1 protein-coding gene is annotated in these 1,537 nt (G+C 34.5%); it reads left to right on the top strand.

Going from position 1 to position 1,537, the window contains the following annotated elements; all coding sequences use genetic code 11:
* Window positions 1–28 precede the first annotated feature (28 nt).
* Window positions 29–1,537 (top strand): type IX secretion system motor protein PorM/GldM (gene porM, locus BT151_RS18365; RefSeq protein WP_072403823.1); only part of this gene is annotated, 1,509 nt, incomplete at its 3' end.

Here is a 1,537-nt window from a genome sequence, read left to right on the forward strand (position 1 = left end):
ATTAATTAACCAAAAAACCTAATTAAACATGGCAGGAGGAAATTTATCACCCAGACAGAAAATGATTAATCTGATGTATTTAATATTTATAGCGATGCTAGCTTTAAATATGTCAAAAGAAGTGCTTTCAGCCTTCGGATTAATGAACGAAAGACTTGTTGAATCTAACGAGTCTGCAGAACAACGTAATAAGAGTTTTGTTGATAATTTAAAATTAAAAGCAGACGAGCAACCAGAGAAGTACGAACCTTTAAAAGCAAAAGGAGAGGCTCTTGATAAGTTAGCTAGTAGTTTTAATGATTATATTGAAGAATTAAAAGGAAAAATGACCGCTACTGTTGATGATGCTACCGAGTATGAAAGCATGGATAAAGGCGATTACCTTGATCAAAACTTCTTTAAAGGCGACAAGTTAAAACCAGAAGGAGAAGAGTTTAAAAAACAAATAGTAACCTTTAGAGAAGGTGTTCTTAGCTTGCTAGGAGATCAAAAAGGTATGGAAGAAGTTGTTAAAAGTGTTAAAGATAAATTTAATACTGATGATGTTAAACGTGGCGCAGGAAAAGTAGAATGGTTAGACCATAACTATAAAGGTTTCCCTTTAGTAGCCTCATTAACTAAAATGACACAACTTCAATCTGATGTTAAAACCACTGAGTCTGAAATATTATCAAATATGCTTCAGGGGACACTTTCGAGTGAAGTATCTATGACGAATTATACAACCTTAATGGAAACATCTAAATCGGCTTATTTTAATGGAGAGCAATTTGATGGACAAATAGTATTAGGTCGTACAGATGCATCTACAAAACCCAATAGAGTTGAGTTAACTTTAGATGGAAGAACATTAACTGAAGGAAAAGATTTTGCTATCGAAGGCGGTAAAGTAAAGCTGAAAATAGGAAGTGGTGGTGTTGGAGAACACAAAATTGAAGGGAAGTTAATTTTCGCTCAAGATGGAGAAGAAGTTGAGGTGCCAGTAAAATCATCATTTGCTACGGTTGCAAAACCAAATGCAGCAACTATTTCTGCAGACAAAATGAATGTCGTATACCGTGGTGTTAAAAACCCAATGACGATTTCATTTGCTGGAATACCAGATAACAAAGTAAATGCTAGTGCACAAGGTTTATCAAGAGCTTCAGGTAGTAGCTATGTAATGGATGCAACAAGAATTCAAGGTAGAGAAGTAACTATAAATGTTACAGGAACTTTGCCAGATGGTGGAAAAGTTAGTGATAACGCAAAATTCAGAATTAAAGATTTACCAAAACCAACAGGTACAGTAAGAGGTGAAGACGGAGCAACAAAAATGCAACGTAACGCTCTTGAGATTTCAACTATTGGAGCTAAATTTGATGATTTTGATTTTGAATTACCATTACGAGTTACTGGATTTAAATTTAAAGTAGCAGGACAGCCAACCATAAATGTTAGTGGAAATAAGTTAGATAGTAGAGCAAAAGGTGCATTAAGCAAAGCAAAACGTGGATCAGATGTTCAAATATTTGAAATTGAAGCTAAAGCTAGTGGT

Origin of the sequence: Flaviramulus basaltis, assembly GCF_900114265.1 — a bacterium.
GTDB classification, from domain to species: Bacteria; Bacteroidota; Bacteroidia; order Flavobacteriales; family Flavobacteriaceae; genus Flaviramulus; species Flaviramulus basaltis.